The following is a 16,500-nucleotide window of genomic DNA, read 5'->3' on the forward strand; positions in this document are numbered from 1 at the left end:
ACCCGGCAGCTCAGAGCAGGCTGCGCACCACCCGCAGCGCGACCGAGACGCGGGCGAGGTCGGCCTCGTCGTCGGAGCAGATCTCGGCCAGCCCGGCCACCGCCTGCTCCACGTCGCGCTCCGGGGGCGGGTCGCCGGCCAGCGCCTTGGCCGTCAGCCGGGCGTGCACCGCGTGGAGGTCGTCGCGCAGCGCCGCGCGGGCCATCGACTGCCAGCGGTCCTCCCGCGGCAGCCGCAGGATGAGCGACAGCAGGCGCGGCAGACCGAGGTGCGCGCCGACCTCCATGTGGGTGCGGGCCACCTCCAGCGGGTCGCGCTCGTCGCGCACCGCGGTCTCGACCACGCCGAGCAGCATCGCGGCCGGGGGGCAGACGGCGACGCGGGCGGCCAGGGGCTCGGGCACGCCGAGCCCGACCAGCTCGTCGCGCCGGGCCTCGAAGGCCTCGAGCTCCTCGCCCTGCAGCAGCGACGCGAGCTCGGCCATGACCTTCTCGACCACCACCTCGTAGGTGTCGACGAGGGTGTCGGTGTCCTCCTCGATCCGACGTCCGTCGAGCAGCCAGCGCGCGCCCCGCTCGACCAGCGTGCGCACCTCCAGCCGCATCCGGGTCTGCACCGCCGCGTCGACCACGTGGTCCAGCTCGGCGATGTCGGCGCGCAGCCGGTCGGCGCCGAAGATCTCGCGGGCCACGAAGTGGGCCTTGGTGAGGTCGGCGGTGCTCGCCCCGGCCTCGCCCGAGAGCCGGTGGGCGTAGGTGATGCCCGCGGCGTTGACCAGCTGGTTGACGACCTGGGTCACCACGATCTCGCGACGCAGCTGGTGGGCCTCCATGTGCGAGCGGTAGCCCTGGCGCATGCCGGAAGGGAAGTAGCCGAAGAGCTCGCCGCGCCAGTAGGGGTCGTCGGGCAGGTCGCTGGCCAGGAGCTGCTCGGCGAGCACGATCTTGGTCCACGACATCAGCACCGCCAGCTCCGGCGCCGTCAGCCCCTGCCCGCGCTCGCGCAGCCGGGCCACGGCCCGACGGCTGGGCAGGCCCTCCAGCTCGCGGTCGAGGACACCGGCCTTCTCGAGCGTCCGCATCCAGTCCTCGTGCACGTGCAGCAGGGCGGGCGCGAGCGACTCGGCGTTGGCGAGGGCGAGGTTCTGCTCGTAGTTGTCGGCCAGCACCAGCTGCGCGACCTGGTCGGTCATCGAGGCCAGCAGCGTGCCCCGCTGCTTGCCGGTCAGGTCGCCCTCGCTGACGACCCGGTCCAGCAGGATCTTGATGTTGACCTCGTGGTCGGAGGTGTCGACGCCGGCCGAGTTGTCGATGAAGTCGGTGTCGATGCGGCCGCCGGCCCCGTCGGGGCCGCCCTCGCGGGCGTACTCGATGCGGCCGAGCTGGGTGAGGCCGAGGTTGCCGCCCTCGCCGACGCAGCGCACCCGCAGCTCGGCGCCGTCGACCCGGATCGCGTCGTTGGCCTTGTCGCCGGCCTGGGCGTGGGTCTCGGCCGCCGACTTCACGTAGGTGCCGATGCCGCCGTTCCACAGCAGGTCGACCGGCGCCAGCAGGATCGCGCGCTGCAGCTCGGCCGGCGTCATCCGCACCGTGCCGTCGGGCAGGCCGAGGGCCGCCCGCATCTCGGCGCTGACCGGGATCGACTTGGCACTGCGCGACCACACCCCGCCGCCCCGGCTGATCAGCGAGGTGTCGTAGTCCTGCCAGGAGGAGCGGGGCAGGTCGAAGAGCCGCTTGCGCTCGGCGTACGACGTGGCCGCGTCGGGGTCGGGGTCGACGAACACGTCGCGGTGGTCGAACGCCGCGACCAGCCGGATGTGCTCGGAGCAGAGCATCCCGTTGCCGAACACGTCGCCCGACATGTCGCCGACGCCGACCGCGGTGACGTCCTCGCGCTGGCAGTCGACCCCCATCTCGCGGAAGTGACGGCGCACCGAGACCCACGCGCCGCGCGCGGTGATGCCCATCGCCTTGTGGTCGTAGCCCACCGAGCCGCCGGAGGCGAACGCGTCGCCGAGCCAGAAGCCGTACTGCTGCGAGACGCCGTTGGCGATGTCGCTGAAGGTCGCGGTGCCCTTGTCGGCGGCGACCACCAGGTAGGGGTCGTCGTCGTCGTGGCGCACCACCCGGGCGGGCGGCACGACCTCGCGGCCGTCCGGCCCGTCGACGAGGTTGTCGGTGAGGTCGAGCAGCCCCGAGATGAAGGAGGTGTACGCCGCGACGCCCTCGGCCAGCCATGCCTCCCGGTCGCCCGGGTCGGGCAGCCGCTTGGCGAAGAACCCGCCCTTGGCGCCGACCGGCACGATCACGGTGTTCTTGACCATCTGCGCCTTGACCAGCCCGAGCACCTCGGTGCGGAAGTCGTCGCGGCGGTCGGACCAGCGCAGCCCGCCACGCGCGACGGCACCGAAGCGCAGGTGCACCCCCTCGACGCGGGGCGAGTAGACGAAGATCTCGAACTTCGGCCGCGGGGCCGGCAGGTCGGGGATCGCCGCGGGGTCGAGCTTGAACGAGAGCCGGTCGAGCGGTCGGCCCTCGGCGTCGGTGACGTAGTAGCTGGTGCGCAGCGTCGCCTTCACCATGGCCAGGTAGGAGCGCAGGATCCGGTCGTGGTCGAGGCTGGTGACCTCCTCCAGCGCGCGGCTGATCCGCTCCTCGATCTCGGTGCACCGCGCGACCCGTGCCTCGCCGTCGGCGGGGATCTCGTGGCGGGTGCCGGGGTCGAAGCGCGCCTCGAAGAGCGCGACCAGGGCGCGGGTGATGTCGACGTTGCCCTGCAGCGCGCCCTCGATGTAGTCCTGGGCGAACGGCGTGCCGCCCTGGCGCAGGTGCTTGGCGTAGGCCCGCAGCACGGTGGCCTGGCGCCAGGTCAGCCCGGCCGTGAGCACCAGGGCGTTGAACCCGTCGCTCTCGTTGCGGCCGTCCCACACCGCGGCGACCGTGTCCTGGAAGCGCTCGCGCACGTGGTCGGGCCAGGGCCGGTGGTAGCGCAGCCCGAAGTCGTAGATGAACGACTCCCGCGGCAGCCCCTCGAGCTCGTAGGGCCGCTCGTCGACGACCTCGACGCCCATCGTGGACAGGATCGGCAGCACCTGCGACAGCGAGAGCGGCGACCCCACCCGGAACACCTTCAGCCGCGCCTCGCCCGCGGGGGCGGCGACGTCCTGGTAGAGCGAGAGGCCGAGACCGTCGTCGCCGGTGACCTGCTCGAGACGACCGAGGTCGTTGGCCCCGGTGACCGGGAGGTAGTCCTCCTTGTAGGCCTCCGGGAAGGACCCGGCGTAGGTCCGGGCGAGGCGGCTGCCCTGCTCCTCGCCGTACGCCGCCACGACGGCGTGCACGAAGTCGTCGCGCCAGGACCGGGCCGCCTCGGCGCAGCGGCGCTCCAGGTCGGCGACGTCGACGTCGGCGAGCGCCTCCCCCTCGGCGGGACGCACCACGAAGTGCAGCCGGGCGGCGAACGACTCCCCGACGTGGGCGGTGTACTCGATGCTGTCGCCGTGCAGCCGCTCGGTGAGGATCGCCGCGATCCGCTCGCGCACGGCGGTGTTGTAGCGGTCGCGGGGCAGGTAGACCAGGCAGGAGTGGAAGCGGGCGTAGCGGTCTCGGCGCACGAACAACCGCAGCTGGCGACGCTCGCGGGTCAGCATCACCTGCGAGGCGATCGGGACGAGGTCCTCCAGCGGCGTCTGGAACAGCTCGTCGCGGGGGTAGGTCTCCAGCACGTCCATCAGCGCCTTGCCGGCGTGGCTGGTGGGGTCCAGGCCGACCTCGTCGATGACGGCGGCCGCCTTCTCGCGCAGCACCGGGATCCGGCGTACGGACTCGGTGTAGGCGGCCGAGGAGAACAGCCCCAGGAACCGCTGCTCCCCCACCACCGCGCCGTCGTCCCCGAACACCTTGACGCCGACGTAGTCGAGGAAGACCGGGCGGTGGACGGTGGCGCGCGAGTTGGCCTTGGCCAGGACGAGGAGGTGGGGGTCCCGGGCGTGCCGGGCCACGGGGCCGGGCAGCGGACGCGGTGTGGCGGGATCGGCGCGCAGGATGCCGAAGCCGGTGCCGGGCACGCTGACCAGGATGTCGCCCTCGTCGGTGGCGCGCAGGGCGTACTCGCGGTAGCCGAGGAAGGTGAAGTGGTCCTCGGCCAGCCACTCCAGCAGCGAGGCGCCCTGGGCGAGCTCGGCCTCCGGCAGCGGCGGCGGGTCCGAGCGCAGCCGCTCCACGATGCGGCCGGCCTGGGCGTGCATCCGCGACCAGTCCTCGACGGCGTCGCGCACGTCCTGGAGCACCTTGGTCAGCTGCTCGGTGATCGCGGGCAGGTCCTCGTCGGCCACGCGGTCGATCTCCACGTGCATCCACGACTCGCGGGCAACGTCGTGGTCCTCGGTGCTGCTCTGCTCGTCGAGGACGCCCTGCAGCGCGCCGGCCATGTCGCGTCGTACGACGACCTGCGGGTGCACCACCAGGTGCACGTCGTGCTCGGAGCGGTCCAGCGCCATCGAGACCGAGTCGACGAGGAACGGCATGTCGTCGGTGACGACCTCGACCACGGTGTGCCCGCCCGCCGCCCAGCCGTTGACCGACACCGACGGGGTGAACACCTTGACCGCGGCGGTGCCCTGCGGACGCTCCCGGGCCAGCCGCAGCTGGGCCATCACCGCGCCGTAGAGGTCCTGCGGCTCCCGCTCCAGCAGGTCCTCGGCCGCGACGTGGCGGTAGAAGGCGGTCATCACCTCCGCGACGTCCACCCCCGCGGGTGCGGCCCCCGCCGCGCCCCGCGCGACGTCGCACACGCGGTCGATCAGCTCGGACTTGTCCTGCTCCAGCGCCGTCACCCTCCGAGGTTAGGACGAGGTGAGCCAGGTCACCAACCGGGCCGCGCCCGGACGCCGTGCCGTCGCGATCCCGGCCGTCACAGGGCCGAGCGCAGCTCCCACAGCAGCGGGTAGTACTTCAGGTCCAGCCGGCTGCGCAGGTACGTCGCACCGGTCGACCCGCCCGTGCCGGACCGCGAGCCGATCATCCGCTCGACCATCACCACGTGCCGCGCCCGCCAGGCCGCGGCGAGCTCGTCGTGCAGCACCAGTGCCTCGGCCAGCGCCCACACCTCGCCGTGGGTGCCGCGGTCGTGGGCGACCGTGCGCAGCGACGCCGTGAGGGTCGCGTCGTCGTCGACGGGGAGGCCGCGGGCGGCGACGAGGCCGACGAAGACGTCCCACAGCGAGGGCTCGGCCAGCCGCCGGTCCAGCCGCGACCGCTCGGCGGCGGTGATGCCTCGGAAACGCTTCAGGTAGCCCGGGTCCTTGGCGCCGGAGAGGAACTCCAGCTCACGGAACTGCACCGACTGGAAGCCGCTGGCCGGGGCGAGGCGCTGGCGGAACTCCAGGAAGTCCTGCGGCGTCATCGTCTCCAGCACGTCGACCTGCTGCACCAGCACCCGCTCGACGACGTGCACGCGGTTCATCAGGTGCCGGGCCCACCACACCCGGCCCTCACCCGCCGCGAGCGCGTCGCGCACCGCCTCGACCTCGTGCAGCAGCTGCTGGAACCACAGCTCGTAGACCTGGTGGACGGTGATGAAGAGCAGCTCGTCGTGGGCCGGCGGGTCGGACTCGAGGTGCTGGGCGTCGAGCAGGTCCTCGAGCCGGAGGTAGCTGCCGTAGGTCAGCTGGCGCTCGCGCTGCCCCTCCGCCACGGCCTCCTCGCCGAAGCTGACGAACGTCTCGTCCGGGGGCTCTGCCGGTGTCATGGCTGACATGATGCGCCTCGTGCAGCTCCGTCACGAGATCACCTACCGCGCCTCGCCCGACGAGGTCTTCGCCATGCTGGCCGACGAGGACTTCCGCCGCCGGTCGGCGGTCGCCCAGGGGGTGCTGACCGCCGACGTCTCGATCGTGCGCAACGGTCCGGACGAGCAGGGCATCAGCGTGCGCATCGACCAGCTGCAGCCGACCCGCGGCGTGCCCGAGGTCGCCCGACGGTTCGTGAGCGAGACGGTGCGGCTGGTGCAGCTGGAGGAGTGGTCGGACGCCCGCGGCGGCACCGTCGTGGTCGAGCTCCCCGGGCTGCCCGTCACCGTGACCGGCAGGGTCGTCCTGTCGGCCGACGGCGACCTGACGCGCCAGCGCGTGGAGGCCGACGTCGAGGTCCGGGTCCCGCTGCTGGGAGGGCGCCTGGCAGGCTTCATCGGCGGGCTGGTCGCGGCCGGCATGGACACCGAGCAGCAGGTCGGCGAGGCCTGGCTGAGAGGAGAGCGTGGATGAAGAAGGTCACCGAGGAGCTCCGCTACGACGGCGCCACCCTGGAGCAGGTGCACGAGATGCTGGCGGACCCTGCGTTCCGCGAGCGGGTGTGCGACTACCAGGGCGTCAAGCGGCACACCGTCACCGTCGACCGGCAGGGCGACCGGATGGGCGTCACCATCGACCAGGTGCAGGCGGCGCAGGGCATCCCCGGCTTCGCCAAGAAGTTCGTCGGCGACGAGATCAACATCGTGCAGACCGAGGACTGGCTGAGCCCGGCCAAGGGCGACATCCACGTCGCCATCCCGGGCAAGCCCGGCGAGATGAGCGGCACCGCCCTGCTCACCGAGGACCCCGACGGCGTCACCGAGACCGTCAACCTCGCCGTCAAGGTCAACATCCCGCTGGCCGGCGGCAAGATCGAGGGCCTGATCGCCGACATGCTCTCCAAGGCGCTGCGCGCGGAGAACAAGGTCGGGCGCGACTACCTCTCCGGCGCCTGATCCACCGCCCCGGTCCCCGGCCCCGCGGCGTCCGGGGCCGGGACCGGGGCGGGCTCGTCCTCGCGCGCGTCGCGACGCCGGCTGAGCCAGATCGTCACACCGAGCAGCACGAACGGCCCGAACGCCAGCAGCAGCGTCAGCAGCTGCTCGGCCGGGTGCAGCGGACCCAGGTGCAGGGGGACGGCGAGCGGGACCACCGCGCTCAGCCGAGGTGGGGGTAGCGGTGGTCCTTGGGCGGCACGAACGTCTCCTTGATCGAGCGCGGCGAGGTCCAGCGCAGCAGGTTGACCGGCGCCCCCGCCTTGTCGTTGGTGCCCGACGCGCGACCGCCGCCGAAGGGCTGCTGGCCCACGACCGCACCGGTCGGCTTGTCGTTGACGTAGAAGTTGCCCGCGGCGAAGCGCAGCCGCTCGGACGCCCAGGCCACGGCCCGGCGGTCCTGGCTGATCACCGCCCCCGTGAGGGCGTACGGCGCGACCGACTCCATCTGGTCCACCACGGTCTCGAACCGGTCGTCGTCGTAGACGTGGACGGCCAGGATCGGGCCGAAGTACTCCTCGGAGAACATCGCGTCGTCGGGGTCGCCGGCCTCGACGATCGTGGGCCGCACGAACCACCCGACCGAGTCGTCGGTCTGGCCGCCGGCCACCACCTCCAGCTTGGAGGACCGCTGGGCCCGGCTGATCGCCTTCTCGTGCTTGGCGAACGCCCGGTCGTCGATGACGGCGCCCATGAAGTTGGACAGGTCGGTGGTGTCGCCCATGGTGAGGTTCTCGGTGTCGGCGACGAGCTGGTCCTTGAGCCGCGACCAGACGCTGCGCGGCACGTAGGCGCGGGACGCGGCCGAGCACTTCTGGCCCTGGAACTCGAAGGCGCCGCGGATCATCGCCACGCGGAGCACGTCGACGTCGGCCGAGGGGTGGGCGACGATGAAGTCCTTGCCGCCGGTCTCCCCCACGATGCGGGGGTAGGTGCGGTAGCCGGTCAGGTTGGCCCCGACTGTGCCCCACAGCGACTGGAAGGTCGGCGTGGAGCCGGTGAAGTGGATGCCGGCCAGGTCGGGGTGGGCCAGGGCGACCTCGGAGACCGCGAGCCCGTCGCCCGGGACCATGTTGATCACGCCCGGGGGCAGGCCCGCCTCCTCGAGCAGCTCCATCGTCAGGCTGGCGGCCAGCTGCTGGGTCGGCGAGGGCTTCCAGACCACGGTGTTGCCCATCAGGGCCGGCGCGGTGGGCAGGTTGCCGGCGATCGCGGTGAAGTTGAAGGGCGTGATCGCGTAGACGAAGCCCTCGAGCGGCCGGTGGTCGGTGCGGTTCCAGACGCCGGGTGCGTTGGCCGGCGGCTGCTCCTCCAGGATCTGCCGGGCGTAGTGCACGTTGAAGCGCCAGAAGTCGATCAGCTCGCAGGCGGCGTCGATCTCGGCCTGCCAGACCGACTTGGACTGGCCCAGCATGGTCGCGGCGTTGAGCGTGGCACGCCACGGGCCGGCGAGGAGGTCGGCGGCCTTGAGGATGATCGAGGCGCGGTCGTCGAAGGACATCGCCCGCCACATGGGCGCCGCGTCGGCAGCGGCCTGCACGGCGGCCCGGGCGTCGGCGGTGGTGCTGTTCTTCAGCACGCCGAGCACCTTGGCGTGGGCGTGCGGCTGCACGACCTCGATCTCGGCGCCGCCGCCCATGACGGCCTCCCCGCCGACGTGCGCCGGGAGGTCGCGCGGCGCGGCCGCCAGGTGGGCCAGCGCCGCCTCGACCTCCACCCGCTCGGTGGAGCCGGGCGCGTAGTGCAGCGTGGGCTCGTTGACCGGGGCGGGCGGCGTGGTGATGGCGTCCATGCTCGCGATCGTCTCAGACGCGTCGTACGCCGACCAACCGCGCGGGCGCCGTCAGGCCAGCAGGGCCGGGATCTCCTGGGTGGCGAACCAGGCCAGGTCGTCGTCCGGCCCGGCGCCCTCGGGGTCGGCGTGGACCGCCACCACCCGGCGCAGCGGCACCGGGTCGCCCTCGCGGCCGACCTCGGCGACGAGCACCACCCGTCGCGCGCCCTCCGGCTGCAGGTCGGCCGAGGCGTCGGCCGCGGCCATCAGCGCGTCGTACTCCGACTCCTCGTCGTCGTCGGCGGCCACGAACGGCTCGTCGTAGTCGCGCACCTCCCCCGCCGCGGCGTACGACGCCAGCTGGTCGAGGGTGCTGGGGAGGTAGATCCTCACGGCTGCTCGGGGCGCCGAGTGCCGCGGCCCCGGGGGGCGCGGGGACGGGTGTCGCTGGCGCTGTCGACCAGCTCGTCGAGGGCCTCGCGGACGCACTGGCCCAGCACCTCGATGTCGGGCAGCGCGTCGCGGTCGGCCGTGATGCCGTAGTAGACGGCCCCGTCGTAGGAGGTCACGCCGACCGAGAGCGAGAACCCCGGCAGCAACGGCGGCACGGGGTAGGTCTGCACCATCTCGGCGCCCGCGAGGTACATCGGGAACTGCGGGCCTGGGACGTTGGTGACCACGAGGTGGACCTGCTGCCGGGCCTCGGTGAAGGCGACCCGCGACCCGAGCGCGTGGAAGGTGGTGGGCGCGAAGCCCGCCACCCCGGCGATCCGGTCGGCCGCCACGGCCCTGCCGGTCTCGCTGTGGGCGCGCAGCGCGTAGGAGACCTGGTGCAGCCGCAGCACCGGCGACCCCTCGCCGATCGGCAGGTCGACGAGGTGGCCCACGACCTGGGAGCCCAGCGAGGTGGGCTCGAGCTCCTCGTCGATGACGCTCATCGGCACCAGCGACCGCAGCCGACGACCGGCGCCGACGGGCTCGGCCCGCGTCATCAGCCAGGCCCGGACCGCCCCGGTCAGGGTGGCCAGGATGACGTCGTTGACAGTGCCACCGTGGACCCGGCGGACCTTGCGGTAGTCCTTGAGCGAGGTCCGCACGCAGACCAGTCGCCGCTGCGCCGAGGGCTCCTTGTTGAACGGCGTGTCCGGGACCGTACGCCGCCCCGCCAGCCCGCCCGAGACCCCGGCGGCGACCTGGCCGGCCAGCGACAGCGTGCCCCCGAGGGCGCGCCCCACGGCCTCGGCGTTGCTGCGCACCGTCGCCGCCGCGACCCGGGGGTCGCGCACCGACTCGCCGAGCGCCCCGAGCAGCAGCGAGGTCTGGCTGGGCTCGTGGGAGGGCACCCAGCCCTCCTGGACCAACGGGCGCGGCCCGGGGTCGACGTCGAGCAGCACCTGGCCGAGGTCGACGGTGGAGATGCCGTCGACCAGGATCTGGTGGGACTTGCTCAGCAGCGCCACGCGGCCGCCCTCGAGGCCCTCCACGAAGTACATCTCCCACAGCGGCCGGGCCACGTCGAGGCGACGCGACATGATGCGGGCCGTCAGCTCGCCGAGCTGCTCGAGGTTGCCCGGGCGGGGCAGCGCCGAGCGGCGCACGTGGTAGTTCAGGTCGAAGTCCTCGTCGTCGACCCACACCGGGTTGGCCACGCGCCCCGGCACCCAGCGCACCCGCTGGCGGTAGCGCGGCACGAACGCGATCCGGTCGTCGATGTGCGCGAGCAGGGCGTCGAAGTCGAAGCCGGAGTCCAGCGGGTCGAAGATCTCGATGGTGCCGTTGTGCAGCGGCGTCCGCTCGGTCTCCTCCGCCAGGAGCGCCAGGTCGCTGGCGCGCAGCCGCTCGCTCATCGTCGCCTCTCGCTCGGGTGTGGCATCGGTCTCACCACCGGTGGGGCAGGGCCGCAGGACTTGGGTCGGCCGGGGGCACATGGGAGTCTGGCAGAGACTCCGCAGCGAGACAGCACGACGTCCACCACGAGAGGTTGTCCCATGTCACCCGCCCTCGGCCGGCTGCTCCGGCCGACCGCCCTGACCGTGTCGACCCTGGTGCTCCTCGCCGGCTGCGGCTCGTCGCAGGACCCGGCGTCGTCGTCGCCCCCGGCCTCCGAGAGCGCCTCCGCCTCGGAGTCCTCGGGGTCCTCGAGCCCGTCGCCGTCGTCCGGGTCCTCGGCGTCCTCCGATCCGGAGGAGGCGGGCACCGTCGTGGCCATCACGATCGCCGACGGCACCGCCTCGCCCCAGGGCAAGGCCATGCAGGTCGCGATCGGCGAGCCGGTCACGCTGCGCGTGGAGTCCGACGCCCCGGGCGAGCTGCACATCCACTCCACCCCCGAGCAGGAGCTGTCCTTCGAGGCCGGCACCACCGAGGACGAGCTCACCTTCGACCGGCCCGGCGTGGTCGACGTCGAGTCGCACGACCTCGGCCAGCTGCTCGTCCGGCTCGAGGTGCGCTGAGCGGTGCTCCTCCCCCAGGTGCTGGTCCCCCAGCACGGTCTCGGTGGCGCCCAGAACCTCCCGCTCCCGTTGCCACTGGCCGTCAGTGGCGCCGTGGCCGCGCTGGTCGTCTCCTTCTGCGTGCTCGCGCTGGCCTGGCGCCGGCCGCGCTACGTCGACGGCCACCCCTCCCGTCCCGCACCCGCGTTGCTGGCCCGCGTCGTCGACCACCCGGCGTGGACGTGGGGATGGCGCCTGGTGGGGCTGCTGTTCTTCGGCTACCTCGTCTGGCCGCTGGTCTGGGGACCCGACCTGGTCACCAACCCGGTGCTGGGCACGTTCTACGTCCTGGTCTGGGTCGGCGTGGTGCCGCTGTCGCTGCTGCTCGGACGCGTCGCCCGCGCCGTCAGCCCGGTGCGCACCCTCAACGCCCTGCTCGCCCGCGTCACCGGCGGCGACCCGGCCACCGGGATGGCGGAGTACCCCGCTCGGTGGGGCTACTGGCCGGCGGCGATCGGCCTGTTCGGGTTCGTGTGGCAGGAGCTGGTCAACCCCACCAGCGCCTACCTCGGCTCGGTGCGGGTCTGGCTGGCGGTCTACCTCGCGGTGATGCTGGTCGGGGCAGCCGTCTTCGGCGACACCTGGCTGTCGCGGGCCGACCCCTTCGAGGTGTGGTCCGACCTGTTGGCCCGGCTCTCGCCGTGGGGCCGCGACGACGCCGGGCGGCTCGTGGTGCGCAGCCCGTTGGCCAACCTCGCCACGGTCGTGCCGCGGCCCGGGCTGCTCGCGGTCGTCGCGGTGCTGTTCGGCTCGACGGCCTTCGACAGCTACGCCGACACCCTGTTCTGGCAGCGGGTGGTGCGCGACTCCGGGCTGCCCGAGGTGCCGCTCAACTCCGTCGCGCTGCTGGTGTTCTGCCTGGTGGTCGGCGTGAGCTTCACCGTCGCCGCCCGGCTCACCCGGGTCGACGAGCGGCCGGGCGGCGTACGACGTCGGGAGCTGCCGCTGCTGCTCGCCCACTCGGTGGTGCCGATCGTGGTCGGCTACCTCACCGCGCACTACCTGACCTACCTCGTCGAGCAGGGACAGACGACGCTGATCCAGCTCAGCGACCCGCTGGTGCGCGGCGACGACCTGCTGGGCACCGGCGACTGGTCGGTGAACTACTTCCTGTCCTTCCACCCCACGCTGCTGGCCGTGCTCAAGGTGCTGGCCATCGTGCTCGGCCACGTCGTGGGCGTCGTCGCGGCGCACGACCGGGCCATCGCGCTGCTCCCGGCCCGCCGGCACGTGACCGGTCAGCTGGCCATGCTGGTGATCATGGTCGTCTACACCGCCACCGGCCTCTACCTGCTGATGAGCGCCTGACCGGGTCACCGACGTCGCCGAGCACCACGTCGTGGAGCTCGGCGACCGCCGCGGCCAGGGGCGAGGCACCCGCCTCGACCACCGAGCGGCCGGCGACGAGGGCGCGGTCGGCGGCGGCCCGGTCGTCGGGCACGAACACCACGCCCGCCGGGCGCACGTAGCCCTCGACCATGCCGAGGATGTCGCGCCTGCTCCAGCCCAGGCTGTCGCGCATCCGGTTGACCACCACGGTGACCGGGACGGGCGCCAGGTCGCGCAGGTCGACCAGGGTGCGGGCCAGCCGCGCCAGCCCGACCGGCTCGGCCGTCCCGACGGCGACGACGTGGTCGGCGGCGGCCACCGCGTCGAGGGTCAGCTGGTTGCGGACCAGCCCACGCCCCAGGTCGGCGTCGTCCTCGAGGCTGAAGCCGGTGTCGACGACCACGTCGCCCACCTCGCCCGCCCGCTCGAGCACGGCGTCGAGGACGCCCGGACGGGCCTCGACCCACCGGTCGGGCCGCGGCAGCCCGGTCAGCACCTCCAGGCCCGGCACCACCTCGCGGCGGCACCGCGCGAACGAGCGCGCGTCGAGCCCGCCCGCGTTGACCAGGCGGGCGGCGGCCAGCAGCCCGCTCACCTCGTCGAGCACCCCGAGGTGCTGGGCCACGGCACCGCCGTGCGGATCGGCGTCGACCAGCACCGTCGGCGCACCGCGGCGGGCGTGCTCGGCCGCGAGCCCCGTCGCCAGCAGGGTGCGTCCCGGGGCGCCGGCGGGGCCGTGCACCACGACGGTGCGGCCCCGGTCGGCGCGGACCTCGAGCCGGCTCTCGGGCTCCGGGTCGGGGTCGAGCACCAGGTCCTGCCGCACCGCGCGCCGCACCACCTCGGGCAGCCCGGCGGGGTCGTCGGCCGGGTGCACCTCCACCACCCCGAGGCGGCCCAGCACCTCGGCGTCCCCGCCGACCGCGACGCACCGGACGTCGACCCGGAGCAGCTGCATCACCGCGTCGGCGTCGAGCCCGGCCAGCTCGCCGCTGACCAGGACCACGCCGACGGTGCCGGCCGAGGCGCTGGCCAGCAGGTCGGTCAGGTCCACGCAGCGCTTGAGCACGACCACCGAGGCCTCGGCCAGCGCGCGCAGGGCCGGGGCCTCCCACGTCTCGCCCGCCGCCGCGACGAGGACCGGCACCCGGTCGCGCAGCGCCGGGGCGCCTGGTGCTGTCGCCACCGGTCAGCCCTTCCGGGTGAGGACGACGCGACCGTCGGCGAGTCCGCCGAGGGCGGCCGCGACCTCGTCGGAGCGGTCGGTCGGCACGCCCAGGACGACCTGACGCGTCGTGTCGGGCGCCAGGCTGTCCCCGGTGCCGGGGACGGCCACCACGGTCACGTCCTCGAGCACCCGACGGGCCTCGGGGGCGCGCTGCTCGCCCGTCGCCGAGGTGGTCCCGCCACCGGTGGGAGTGGGTGCGACCCAGACGTCGACCACCGAGCCCTGCCGGACGGTCGCGGGGAGGTCGTCGGAGGCCACGCCGAGTGGCAGCTCGACCAGCTCGGAGCGCTCGCGCGGGGCGACGGCGGCGCGGGGCAGCAGCTCGCCCGCGCCCACCCGGCGGTCGAGGACGGCGCCGACGGGCGGCGCCTGGTCGGCGGAGATGTAGCCGTCGGCGGCCTCCTGGTCGGGGAACCGCACCCGCTCCCGTCCGAGGTCGGCCTCGGCGAGCGTCGCCCCGTCGGGCAGGTCACGGGTCGAGGTCCAGACGGCGACGGTGTCGTCCGCGTTCGCCAGGAGCCGGGCGCCGCCCAGCACCGAGGCGGCCACGAGCAGCAGCCCGAGCAGCAGCCGGGGGTTGCGCCACCCGGGACGGCGGCTGCGGGTCACCGGCGGTGCAGGCTCGGCAGTGGCCTCCTCGGGAGCCGGGACATGGCGGCGGTGGCGGGTGGTGGTCATCGTGCGTCTCCGGTGGTGGTGCGGTGGGTGGGCCGGGTCGGCCGGGACGGCGGGGGTCGGCGTGACGTCCACAGGTCGCCGGGGGCACCTGCTCGCCGCCGGACGCGACCGGTGGCAGAGTGACGCACGTGAACGCGACCCCACGGTTCCTGCAGCTGGCCGACGTCGCCGAGATCCTCAACATCTCGGGGGCGCAGGTCTACGCCCTGGTGCGGCGCCAGGACCTCAAGGCGATCAAGATCGGCGGCCGGGGACAGTGGCGGGTGGAGGCCAGCGAGCTCGAGGCCTACATCCAGCGGGCGTACGCCGAGGCCGACCAGTTCGTGCGCGAGCACCCGTTCGTCGAGGGCGGTCCGGCGCCGAAGGACTGAGCCTCGGCCCGCCACGGCGCTCACGACCCGCCTCGCAGGGCGGCGACCGCGGCGAGGGGGACGAGCGTGGTCGAGGTCGGGACCCGCTCGCCGGGCGCCGGGTCACCGGCCACGAGCTCGAGGAAGTCGCTGCCCACCCGGAGCACGGCCCCGGTCGTCGACGACCCGTCGGCCAGGTGGAGCCGGCAGCGGGGGTCGGACTCCGCCGTACGACGCACCAGCGCGCGGAGCGTCAGCCGGTCGACGGCCGACCAGCTCTCGGTGTCGTCCGCGCGCGGCGAGAGGCCGGAGACCGAGACCACGCCCGCGAGCGGCACCAGCCACGACGCCCCTGCGGCCTCGACCAGGAGCCAGTCGGTCCCGCTGCGCACCAGCGTGCCGGTGAGCACCAACCCGCCGACGGAGCGCACCACGAGCAGGGCGCCGCGCGAGGCGTGGGCCCGCGCGGCCAGCGCGACCTCAGCGTAGGCGGCCGCAGCCAGGTCGGCGACCTCTGCGTCCCGGTCGGCCAGGCGCAGCCCCGCGGCCTGCTGTTCGAGGTCCTCGAAGACGTCCAGCAGCGCTGCTTCCCAGCTCATCGATCGTCCCCCGTCCGGGGCCCCGCCGGTCGCGTGGCCCGATCCACCCAGGGCAGATGCCCGGCGACCGACGGGATCAAACGGGGTGGTTCAGGCTGTGGACGCTCTGTTGACACCCGACGATCCTGGACGTTGTCTGATGCAAACGCAAGCAAACGAAAGCATCGAGACGTGATCACCACCTCCGGCCACCGCGGCCCCGCCTTCGACGCCCTCCTCGAGACGGCGGCGACCTGGGTGCTGATCGCGACGCTGCTCTGGGGCGCAGCCGTGGTCCTGGCCGCCCTGGTCGAGCGGGGCAGCCGGGGACGGGTCCCGGCGCTGCACTGGGTGGGCTGCCCCCGTCGCGCCCGCCCACTCCTGCTGGCCGTGGCCGGTCTCGCCGTCCTCGCGCCGGGCATGGCCCACGCCGCCGCCGGCACGGCGGACGGACCGCGGCCCGGCGGCGGCGCCCTCCCCGTCCCCTCACGGCCCACCGACGCCGGGGCGGTCCCCTCGCTCCCCCGTGCGGCGGCCCGTCCGGCACCGGCCGGCGGGCACAGGCGGGACGCGGGCGTCACCGTGCGCCCCGGCGACTCGCTCTGGACGCTGAGTCGCGAGCGCCTCGGCCCCGCGGCGGACGAGGCCGACGTGGCCGCGCTGGTCGAGCGGACCCACCGCCGCAACCTCGCCGTCGTCGGGCCCGACCCCGACCTCCTGCGCCCCGGGCAGCAGCTCCGCTTCCCGGCCCCACCCCCACCCCTCACGGAGGCACCATGAGCAGCACGACCGTCCCCGCCGCACCGCACCGTGCCAGCGCGGGTCCCGGCCGGCCCCGCCGCCGGGTCCCGGTGGCGAGCGTCCAGGGCACCCTCGCGCTCGACCTCGGCGGGGGTGCCGCGACCACGTCGGCGGGCCTCCCGAGCCCGCTGGCGCTGCTCCCCGGTGGCCGGGCCGAGCTCGACGCCTTCGCACAGCGCTTCGCCGCCGCCGTCGTGGAGGTCGTGGGCGGTGACCGCGGCCCCAGCCAGCTGCTGCGGTGGACCAGCCCCGAGGTCTACGCCGACCTGCAGCGCCGCTCCGCCCTGATGAACCGCACCGTCCCGGGCGACCGCCGCGTGCGCCGGCTCCGCAGCCAAGTGCGCAGCGTCCACCTCAGCTGCCCTGCACCCGGGGCCGTCGAGCTCAGCATCCACGTGCGACGCGGCGAGCGCTCGCGTGCCGTCGCGGCCCGCCTGGTGCAGCGCGAGGGTCGCTGGTGCTGCACCGCCCTGGAGTTCGGCTGAGC

The 16,500-nt window shown here is 74.1% G+C and carries 16 protein-coding genes; 7 read left to right on the plus strand and 9 right to left on the minus strand.

What is annotated here, in order from left to right:
* Positions 1–10: 10 nt before the first annotated feature.
* Together ASG49_RS16310 and ASG49_RS16315 are read right to left on the minus strand one after the other, a co-directional pair.
* Positions 11–4,834, minus strand: coding sequence for an NAD-glutamate dehydrogenase (locus ASG49_RS16310; RefSeq protein WP_056543953.1), 4,824 nt, complete (start codon positions 4,832–4,834; stop codon positions 11–13).
* A gap of 77 nt (positions 4,835–4,911) precedes the next feature.
* Positions 4,912–5,748 carry a tryptophan 2,3-dioxygenase gene (locus tag ASG49_RS16315; protein WP_235562135.1) on the minus strand — a complete coding sequence of 279 codons (837 nt, stop codon included), beginning with the start codon at positions 5,746–5,748 and terminating at the stop codon, positions 4,912–4,914.
* A 19-nt stretch (positions 5,749–5,767) separates the two neighbouring features.
* Here ASG49_RS16315 and ASG49_RS16320 point away from each other — a divergent pair, with 19 nt between their 5' ends.
* Together ASG49_RS16320 and ASG49_RS16325 are read left to right on the plus strand one after the other, a co-directional pair.
* Positions 5,768–6,262, plus strand: a complete 495-nt coding sequence (locus ASG49_RS16320; protein ID WP_162244538.1) for a DUF2505 domain-containing protein — start codon at positions 5,768–5,770, stop codon at positions 6,260–6,262.
* Positions 6,259–6,744 carry a DUF2505 domain-containing protein gene (locus ASG49_RS16325; RefSeq protein ID WP_056543964.1) on the plus strand — a complete coding sequence of 162 codons (486 nt, stop codon included), beginning with the start codon at positions 6,259–6,261 and terminating at the stop codon, positions 6,742–6,744. Before ASG49_RS16320 ends, ASG49_RS16325 begins: the two co-directional genes overlap by 4 nt.
* On the opposite strand, the gene ASG49_RS16330 is transcribed toward ASG49_RS16325, so the two are convergent.
* From ASG49_RS16330 to ASG49_RS16345, 4 genes are read right to left on the minus strand one after another with little or no spacing between them, the layout of a single operon-like run.
* On the minus strand, positions 6,726–6,941 hold the full coding sequence (locus ASG49_RS16330) for a hypothetical protein (protein ID WP_056543967.1): 216 nt from the start codon (positions 6,939–6,941) through the stop codon (positions 6,726–6,728). The genes ASG49_RS16325 and ASG49_RS16330 overlap by 19 nt on opposite strands.
* Positions 6,942–6,946: 5 nt before the next feature.
* Positions 6,947–8,575 carry an L-glutamate gamma-semialdehyde dehydrogenase gene (gene pruA / locus ASG49_RS16335; protein ID WP_056543971.1) on the minus strand — a complete coding sequence of 543 codons (1,629 nt, stop codon included), beginning with the start codon at positions 8,573–8,575 and terminating at the stop codon, positions 6,947–6,949.
* A 51-nt stretch (positions 8,576–8,626) separates the two neighbouring features.
* A complete protein-coding gene (locus ASG49_RS16340) occupies positions 8,627–8,950 on the minus strand; it encodes a hypothetical protein (protein ID WP_056543975.1) in 324 nt (107 codons plus the stop codon).
* Positions 8,947–10,404: a wax ester/triacylglycerol synthase family O-acyltransferase gene (locus ASG49_RS16345; protein ID WP_056543978.1), complete on the minus strand. Its 1,458-nt coding sequence runs from the start codon at positions 10,402–10,404 to the stop codon at positions 8,947–8,949. Before ASG49_RS16345 ends, ASG49_RS16340 begins: the two co-directional genes overlap by 4 nt.
* A 141-nt stretch (positions 10,405–10,545) precedes the next feature.
* Between ASG49_RS16345 and ASG49_RS16350 the strand changes: the two genes are divergently transcribed.
* Together ASG49_RS16350 and ASG49_RS16355 are read left to right on the plus strand one after the other, a co-directional pair.
* Positions 10,546–11,010 carry a hypothetical protein gene (locus tag ASG49_RS16350; RefSeq protein ID WP_056543980.1) on the plus strand — a complete coding sequence of 155 codons (465 nt, stop codon included), beginning with the start codon at positions 10,546–10,548 and terminating at the stop codon, positions 11,008–11,010.
* 3 nt (positions 11,011–11,013) lie between these two features.
* The gene (locus ASG49_RS16355) at positions 11,014–12,357 is read left to right on the plus strand and encodes a hypothetical protein (RefSeq protein ID WP_235562136.1); all 1,344 of its coding nucleotides are present in this window, start codon (positions 11,014–11,016) and stop codon (positions 12,355–12,357) included.
* Here the strand turns inward: ASG49_RS16355 and ASG49_RS16360 are convergent.
* Positions 12,308–13,564 carry a chromosome partitioning protein gene (locus ASG49_RS16360; RefSeq protein ID WP_156384393.1) on the minus strand — a complete coding sequence of 419 codons (1,257 nt, stop codon included), beginning with the start codon at positions 13,562–13,564 and terminating at the stop codon, positions 12,308–12,310. The genes ASG49_RS16355 and ASG49_RS16360 overlap by 50 nt on opposite strands.
* 3 nt (positions 13,565–13,567) lie before the next feature.
* Positions 13,568–14,284, minus strand: a complete 717-nt coding sequence (locus ASG49_RS16365; protein WP_156384394.1) for a hypothetical protein — start codon at positions 14,282–14,284, stop codon at positions 13,568–13,570.
* Between the two features lie 128 nt (positions 14,285–14,412).
* Here ASG49_RS16365 and ASG49_RS16370 point away from each other — a divergent pair, with 128 nt between their 5' ends.
* Positions 14,413–14,655, plus strand: a complete 243-nt coding sequence (locus tag ASG49_RS16370; RefSeq protein WP_056543989.1) for an AlpA family transcriptional regulator — start codon at positions 14,413–14,415, stop codon at positions 14,653–14,655.
* A 20-nt stretch (positions 14,656–14,675) separates the two neighbouring features.
* Here the strand turns inward: ASG49_RS16370 and ASG49_RS16375 are convergent, their stop codons facing one another.
* On the minus strand, positions 14,676–15,233 hold the full coding sequence (locus ASG49_RS16375; RefSeq protein ID WP_056543993.1) for a hypothetical protein: 558 nt from the start codon (positions 15,231–15,233) through the stop codon (positions 14,676–14,678).
* 171 nt (positions 15,234–15,404) lie between these two features.
* Between ASG49_RS16375 and ASG49_RS16380 the strand changes: the two genes are divergently transcribed.
* Both ASG49_RS16380 and ASG49_RS16385 read left to right on the plus strand, forming a co-directional pair.
* Complete coding sequence (locus ASG49_RS16380) at positions 15,405–15,992, plus strand: hypothetical protein (protein WP_056543995.1); 588 nt, start codon at positions 15,405–15,407, stop codon at positions 15,990–15,992.
* Positions 15,989–16,498 (plus strand): Rv3235 family protein, encoded by a 510-nt coding sequence (locus tag ASG49_RS16385; protein WP_056543997.1) that lies wholly within the window; start codon positions 15,989–15,991, stop codon positions 16,496–16,498. The genes ASG49_RS16380 and ASG49_RS16385 overlap by 4 nt, the downstream gene beginning before the upstream one ends.
* Positions 16,499–16,500 lie beyond the last annotated feature (2 nt).

Origin of the sequence: Marmoricola sp. Leaf446 (assembly GCF_001424755.1) — a bacterium.
In the GTDB taxonomy this organism is placed as follows: Bacteria; Actinomycetota; Actinomycetes; order Propionibacteriales; family Nocardioidaceae; genus Marmoricola.

Excerpts from the sequence above, each read along its gene's own strand:
- ASG49_RS16315 (WP_235562135.1), bottom strand. The coding sequence starts at position 5,748 with ATGACACCGGCAGAGCCCCCGGACGAGACGTTCGTCAGCTTCGGCGAG.
- ASG49_RS16325 (WP_056543964.1), top strand. The coding sequence starts at position 6,259 with ATGAAGAAGGTCACCGAGGAGCTCCGCTACGACGGCGCCACCCTGGAG.
- pruA (WP_056543971.1), bottom strand. The coding sequence starts at position 8,575 with ATGGACGCCATCACCACGCCGCCCGCCCCGGTCAACGAGCCCACGCTG.
- ASG49_RS16345 (WP_056543978.1), bottom strand. The coding sequence starts at position 10,404 with ATGAGCGAGCGGCTGCGCGCCAGCGACCTGGCGCTCCTGGCGGAGGAG.
- ASG49_RS16350 (WP_056543980.1), top strand. The coding sequence starts at position 10,546 with ATGTCACCCGCCCTCGGCCGGCTGCTCCGGCCGACCGCCCTGACCGTG.
- ASG49_RS16365 (WP_156384394.1), bottom strand. The coding sequence starts at position 14,284 with ATGACCACCACCCGCCACCGCCGCCATGTCCCGGCTCCCGAGGAGGCC.
- ASG49_RS16375 (WP_056543993.1), bottom strand. The coding sequence starts at position 15,233 with ATGAGCTGGGAAGCAGCGCTGCTGGACGTCTTCGAGGACCTCGAACAG.
- ASG49_RS16385 (WP_056543997.1), top strand. The coding sequence starts at position 15,989 with ATGAGCAGCACGACCGTCCCCGCCGCACCGCACCGTGCCAGCGCGGGT.